We start from the raw sequence: 6,309 nt of genomic DNA on the forward strand, positions 1-6,309 counted from the left end.
CGCCCAAGCATGCCTCTTGGCTGAACCAGATCGAGATGTGGTTCTCCATCTTGGCGCGCAAAGTGATCCGCCGCGGTAACTTCCTCTCGGTCGATGATCTTCATGAGAAACTCGCCAACTTCATTGATTTCTTCAACGACAAGCTGGCCAAGCCGTTTCGCTGGACCTATACCGGGAAGCCACTCGCGGCTTGATTGGCTGGTCGGTATTAGGATTTTCACAGCAGAGCACTAGATACGTTGTTTAGCGCACGACTCGATGCGCCGAACAGGGGAACAATTACGATGAGAATGCTCGACGATGATGTCAAACGCAGCGTATTTAAGACCATCGAAGCCGAGCGCCTCTTTCGATACGACTGCGAGGTGCCGTATGAGAGCATCACCTCGCGTCTTGAAGACGCTTTTGCAAAAGCCGTTGGCAGCCGCTACTGCGTCGCTGTTAACTCTTGCAGTTCCGGACTGTTTCTTTCCATGGTCACTGCCGGGGTTGCGCCAGGCGACCGCGTAGCCATCCCCTCGTTCACTTTCATCGCCGTTCCCAGCGCGGTCGTCCATGTGGGGGCTACACCCATGCTTGTGGAGATGACCGAAGATTACGTGATGGATCTGGGCGATTTCGAGCGCAAAATTGCCGATGGCACAGTCAAAGCACTTATGCTTTCCTACATGCGCGGTCGGGTGCCCGACATCGACCGCGTCATGAAGCTATGCGAGCGCTATAACGTTTTATTTCTCGAAGACGCCGCGCACAGTCTTGGCGTGCTCTACAAAGGGAAGCAGACTGGTACCTTCGGTATTTCGGGAGCATTCAGCGCGCAGTCGAACAAGATGATCGACGGCGGTGAAGGAGGGCTTTTCGTGACCGATGAAAAGCAAATCGCATTCGAGACCATGCTCTATGCAGGCTGTTACGAAGATAATTGGAAAAAACACTTTGGAACTCATGAAGACGAGGCGCGTCTCGCTGATATGACGAACCGCTACCCCGCCTACAACTTTCGGATGTCGAACCTTTCCGCTGCCGCTTTACTGCCGCAGATATCCAAGGTCGAAGCGCGGGCGGAACGCTTTAATGCCAACTATGGCAAGCTTGTAGAAATTATTGGAGCGCACCCAAACATCCGTATTCCCTCTTTTACCGATGGGGTTCGTCCTGCATCCGATTCGATCCAGTGGGAGTTTGTTGGGCTGACCGATGACCAGATCGCCCGCATTGGATCACGGCTTATCGAACGAGCCGTCAAGATCGATATTTTCACCGGCGGAAACGCCCGCTGCTTCTGGAACTGGGGTTTTTTCGAGCACGCAGAGCACGATTGTCCTGCGACGCGGAACATGATTTCGCGAACTGTGGATATGCGATTGAAGCTTTTCTTCGATGCATCGGCGATCAATGCTATTGGTAAAACGGTGGTTCACACCATCGACGAAATTCTGGCCGAGACTTGATCCATTTAGCCGGTTTTCCTACTCCCGTCGAAATGGCCGATAAAGTTGCGCCATGTATATCGTAGAGGCTCTCGTAAAATGTTTCCAGCCATTCAAAGATTGCTAAGTTTGGGGGAATGACCAGTTAAGAGAGCATCATCGTTTCCTGCATGCAGCGGGGAATCGGTAGTACGAAATGATTGAGCGAGGTAATGTGGAAGGTATGGATATGGAACGTGCGCTTATCGGCAGCCTGAAACTGCTAGGACGCTTTGAGGGATCGCAGCTGAAGTTGTCCGAAGCTGTTTCACTGGCGCGCAGCTACATCAAGGAGCGGCACGGTATTGACGTCACTGAGATATCACGTATGTGCGAGATGCTCAGTAGCGATCTTGAGTTTTATGTCGGACTAAAAAACGAAAGGGTACTCGATCTTGAAATCCTTCTGCGGCGTCAATGGCGGCTGCTGTCGCGTCTTGCCGGAGACACCTATACCGCTGAAACTGCCGAAGCGCTGGCACTGTTCCGCGCAATCACTCGAACCGACGCGCAGAACACAATGGAGCTTTTACTGAGTGTTGATCACTACGCCAGAACCATTCTCAATTATCTGAATATGGAGTTGCTAGCAGAAATCACAGAAGGCGAGTGGGTCGGTGCCGCTGGTCAGGTGTCTTTTGATCGGCTTGTATTCTCTCCGACGCGCCTTCGGGGGATGAATCTGCTTGTTGCCAAGAGAGATTCTGCTGCAGAGGCAGCTTATCTTGCTAAGCCGCTGGTCAACCACGCGATCCTGACGGACAACCCTGAAGCAGGCTTTCCGGAGGGAACGCCGCTGCTTGTCGTCAGACGGGTAAACCGGTCGATAGCCCTGCTAGCTCATTATGCACGGAGACATGCGGCAGGAATGTTTGTCGCGGTAACGGGTTCGGCCGGAAAGAGCTCGGTTAAAGAAATGATCGCCGAAGGACTTTCGCATCAAAAACTGGTCAGCAGAACGATGGGTACTTCAAATAGTTTCCTGGTTGCATCAGATGTGATGATCAATACGCCACTGCAGACGGATGTCAGTGTTTACGAATGCGGGCTAGGCGTCAACGGATCGGCTATCGATGTACAGTCTTCTATCATTAGACCTCACATTGCCATTATTACGTCGATCGCCCCTGCCCATATTGGTGGTTACGGATCCATTGAGGAAATCGCCAAAAAAAAATTGCAGATTGCCGAGGGACTTGACGAAAACGGCTTTTTACTGATAGACGGTGATTGCCCTATCATCAGTAGAGCAATTGAGAGCGATCCGTATCGCGAGCTCCAACATGTCATTGTCCGTTTCGGTTTCTCTGATCACTGCAATTCGCGTATTGTTGATTGGAGCGTTACGGAGAAAGGCACTTATATCGAAGCTATCGTTCTTGATGAACGCCATACCATGACGGTTCCGCTCTATGGTAGACACTGGAGCAAAATGGCCTTGGCTGTTCTCACCGCGATCAAGCTGTGCGGATCCGACGTTGCGGCAGCCGCCACACGTCTAGCCGGATTTAAGACGATGAATGGCCGTGGTCAATATCTGAAGTTGTGTGCCGACAAAGGGCTGTTGGGTGTTTTCGATAGCCATCATACGGCAAATCCAGGATCGATGTATGCTGATTTGGTGGCTTTTGACGAACTTTATAAATGCACGACATATCGTAGAAAGATAGCTGTCATAGGAGCCTACAGGGAACTGGGCGAACATATGGAGCGGCATCACATCGAATTGATCGACTGGTTGATCGCATTTGGCTTCGAAGAGCTTTTTCTAGTAGGTGAGCATGAATTTGACGTTGCCATGCCGGCATTACAAGAATCGCAGATTGCATATCATCTTTTTCAAACCATCGAAGAGGGGCTCAAAACAGTTGCGTCAGCTATTAAAGGTGATGATCTGCTTTTTATTAAAGCGCCTAACAATAAAGACTTGAAACTCGTGACACCGTACCTTAAAGAGACAATCGCGAAAGCTAATTATGAGAGTGAGCAAGCGTGACATACCATGTCGATGAGTCACAGGTTTTTCGTATCACTGCTGGAGAGGGATCAGCAAAGGCACGACCTGCGTTGGGCTGCTACAATGGATATTGCGGTTGCTCGTTCGGTTTTGGCCTTGCGCTTTGGCTTGAACGAGCGCGAATGCGCCGAGATCCGTACATCGTTTCTTGAGATGCTTCCCAAAGAGGGTGCACCCGAGTCGATGAAACCCGAAGCACTGTACTACTACACGCACTACTTTCCGCAGCCCGATACGCTGTGGTCATGCAGGGATATATGCGATTTCATTCTAGCAAGCCACCTTCGGCGCTATGCAATCGATTATCAGTTGGAACGCTGGATGGCCTCAAGATTTTCAGGCGTACCAGTCGGACTGCCTCGCACGAAAAATATTACGAAACGCGCCCGTAATTATACGCCGCACCATATTAAACCTTACAGATCATACGCGGAGCGCCTTCAAGACGGGTTGCTACATCAGGAGTTATGTGTATATGGACGGAACAAAAGGAAGTGGAGTGTTGTTTCTTCGAATGGTTTGCGCATGGAGCTTACAGAGACGAATGCGACGCACTGGCTACATACCCGTATTCCCCTACTTCCCCATATATGGGAGCATCTGCAGAGACTGCTTATCATCACCCTTGAGCTTGAGACGCAGGAAAAAACGGATGAGACTCTTGCAGCTATCATCGGCATGGTCGCACAGATACATTGGTGGTTCAGTCACGCCATGCCATACCGAAGAGGAAGTGCGGCTATCGGCGATATGCTGAGTAAAACGGTTTTGAGCTATCACGGAATCACAACACCGTGCTGGAGAAAAGGGATCGCACCCGATCTCGAAGCATTGTGCACTGCGTTAAGGGACTATATTGAAAACTATACGACATTTTTCGTGTCCGAACTACGCTTCTCCTGCTAGACCAGCAATTCCAAATTTGAAACCATCATGTTATCAGTAGCTTTTGAGAAAGCAGTTGAAACTTGAGTTGTTAGCCGATAGTTCTCAAGCCCACAGCCACACCAACACCAACACCAACACCAACACTGACGCCTCCGGTGTTCGCCACTGAACTAGTGGTCTAGTATGGAAATGCTGATACAGTTTGGGATCTGTCAACGATATCGTTATTATCTGGTTTGGTTTTCATGATTAAGCAAATCACCAACGATGCCACGCTGTACTCCAGAACCTGTCTCCCTCACCGATCGCGAACGCACGCAACGGCAGGCGTTGGTTCGTCAGCACAAAACGCCGCAACAACTCGCCACCCGGGCGCGGATCATTCTTGAAGCCGACGCCGGCCGTAACGTGAGCGAGACGGCTGCCGCATTGCAGGTGAGTCGCTCACTGGTTCAACGCTGGCGCCGACGTTGGCGCGAGCGTGCCGATCAACGGCTGGAGCAGCGCCTCAGCGATGAGCCGCGCCCGGGCACGCCAGCGACCTTCACCCCCGAGCAGATCTGCGCGCTGATCGCCCTCGCCTGCGAGACGCCCGTGCGCGAGGGGGTGACGCTCACGCGCTGGACCTATCCGGACTTGGCCGCGGAGGCGATCGAGCGCGAGATCGTGGAGCGCATCTCCCCGCACTCGATCGGGCGCTTCCTGCGCGAGGTCGATCTCAAGCCCCATCGCGTGCAAGGGTGGATCAACACCCCACGCGACGGCGACTTCACCGAGCGCTGTCAGGATGTCTGCGAGACCTATCGGCTCGCCCCGCAGCGGGCTGCCGAGGGCATCGAGACGTGCAGCATCGACGAGATGACCGGCGTGCAGGCACTGGAGCGAGCGGCGCCGACCAAGCCTGTGCGCCCCGGGCGTGCCGAACGTCAGGAGTTCGAATACATCCGCCATGGCACGCTGACCCTGATCGCCACCTTCTGCGTGGTCACCGGAAAGGTCTTCCACCACATCGGTCCGACCCGCACGGCGGAGGATTTCGCCACCTACCTCGCCGCCCTGTTCGCCCAGCGCGCAGCCGGGACGCAGTGGCACCTGGTCATGGACAACCTCAACATCCATTGCTCCGAGGAGGTTGTGCGCCTCATCGCTGAGTTGATCGGCTACACCGGCGATCTCGGCGTCAAGGGCCGCCGCGGCATCCTCGAATCGATGGCCACACGCACCGCGTTCCTCAGTGACCCGAGTCACCGCATCGTCTTCCACTTCACGCCCAAGCATGCCTCCTGGCTCAACCAGATCGAGATGTGGTTCTCCATCCTCGCGCGCAAAGTCCTACGCCGCGGCCACTTCACGTCGGTGGAGGATCTGGAGAGGCGCATCAGCGATTTCATCGACTTCTTCAATCGCACGCTGGCCAAGCCGTTCCGTTGGACCTATGAGGGAAAGCCGCTCGCAGCATGAATGAACAACTGCCTCATGATTTCCACTCCGGACCACTAGTGCTTTGCTGTAAAAATCCTGATACTGACCAGCCAATCAAGCCGCGAGTGGCTTCCCGGTATAGGTCCAGCGAAACGGCTTGGCCAGCTTGTCGTTGAAGAAGTCAATGAAGTTGGCGAGTTTCTCATGGAGATCATCGACCGAGAGGAAGTTGCCGCGGCGGATCACTTTGCGCGCCAAGATGGAGAACCACATCTCAATTTGGTTCAGCCAAGAGGCATGCTTGGGGGTGCAGCCTTGCAATGATGTCGCCTTAAGGAGTACGCTGTAACCTTTTGATTTAAATGATCTTAGGGTGGCGAATGTGACGCAAGTGATCCGACGTTCGGATGACGAAGTGACAGTCGAGGTGACGGTGCGCCTGAGTGGCAGCCTGATGGAGATGGAGGAAGCCATTCTGGAGGCGACTAACGCCGTCGGGTGTTGTGCGACCGA

5 protein-coding genes and 1 pseudogene are annotated in these 6,309 nt (G+C 53.4%); 5 read left to right on the forward strand and 1 reads right to left on the reverse strand.

The window, feature by feature from the left end; genetic code table 11:
- From CKO42_RS25325 to CKO42_RS25345, 5 genes and pseudogenes are all read left to right on the forward strand, one after another.
- Positions 1 to 194: pseudogene (locus CKO42_RS25325) on the forward strand (IS630 family transposase); the annotation flags it as partial.
- Between the two features lie 90 nt (positions 195 to 284).
- Positions 285 to 1,451: a DegT/DnrJ/EryC1/StrS family aminotransferase gene (locus tag CKO42_RS25330; protein ID WP_200251651.1), complete on the forward strand. Its 1,167-nt coding sequence runs from the start codon at positions 285 to 287 to the stop codon at positions 1,449 to 1,451.
- Positions 1,452 to 1,653: 202 nt separating this feature from the next.
- A complete protein-coding gene (locus CKO42_RS25335; protein WP_242479695.1) occupies positions 1,654 to 3,465 on the forward strand; it encodes a Mur ligase family protein in 1,812 nt (603 codons plus the stop codon).
- Positions 3,466 to 3,471: 6 nt separating this feature from the next.
- Entirely contained in the window at positions 3,472 to 4,392 is a 921-nt protein-coding gene (locus CKO42_RS25340; protein ID WP_200251664.1) for a hypothetical protein, read from the forward strand.
- 249 nt (positions 4,393 to 4,641) lie between these two features.
- The gene (locus CKO42_RS25345) at positions 4,642 to 5,835 is read left to right on the forward strand and encodes an IS630 family transposase (protein ID WP_207148829.1); all 1,194 of its coding nucleotides are present in this window, start codon (positions 4,642 to 4,644) and stop codon (positions 5,833 to 5,835) included.
- Positions 5,836 to 5,910: 75 nt separating this feature from the next.
- On the opposite strand, the gene CKO42_RS28370 is transcribed toward CKO42_RS25345, so the two are convergent.
- Positions 5,911 to 6,069 carry a hypothetical protein gene (locus tag CKO42_RS28370; protein ID WP_242479694.1) on the reverse strand — a complete coding sequence of 53 codons (159 nt, stop codon included), beginning with the start codon at positions 6,067 to 6,069 and terminating at the stop codon, positions 5,911 to 5,913.
- Positions 6,070 to 6,309: the final 240 nt, after the last annotated feature.

The sequence above is a fragment of the Lamprobacter modestohalophilus genome, assembly GCF_016583905.1.
Lineage (GTDB): Bacteria > Pseudomonadota > Gammaproteobacteria > Chromatiales > Chromatiaceae > Lamprobacter > Lamprobacter modestohalophilus.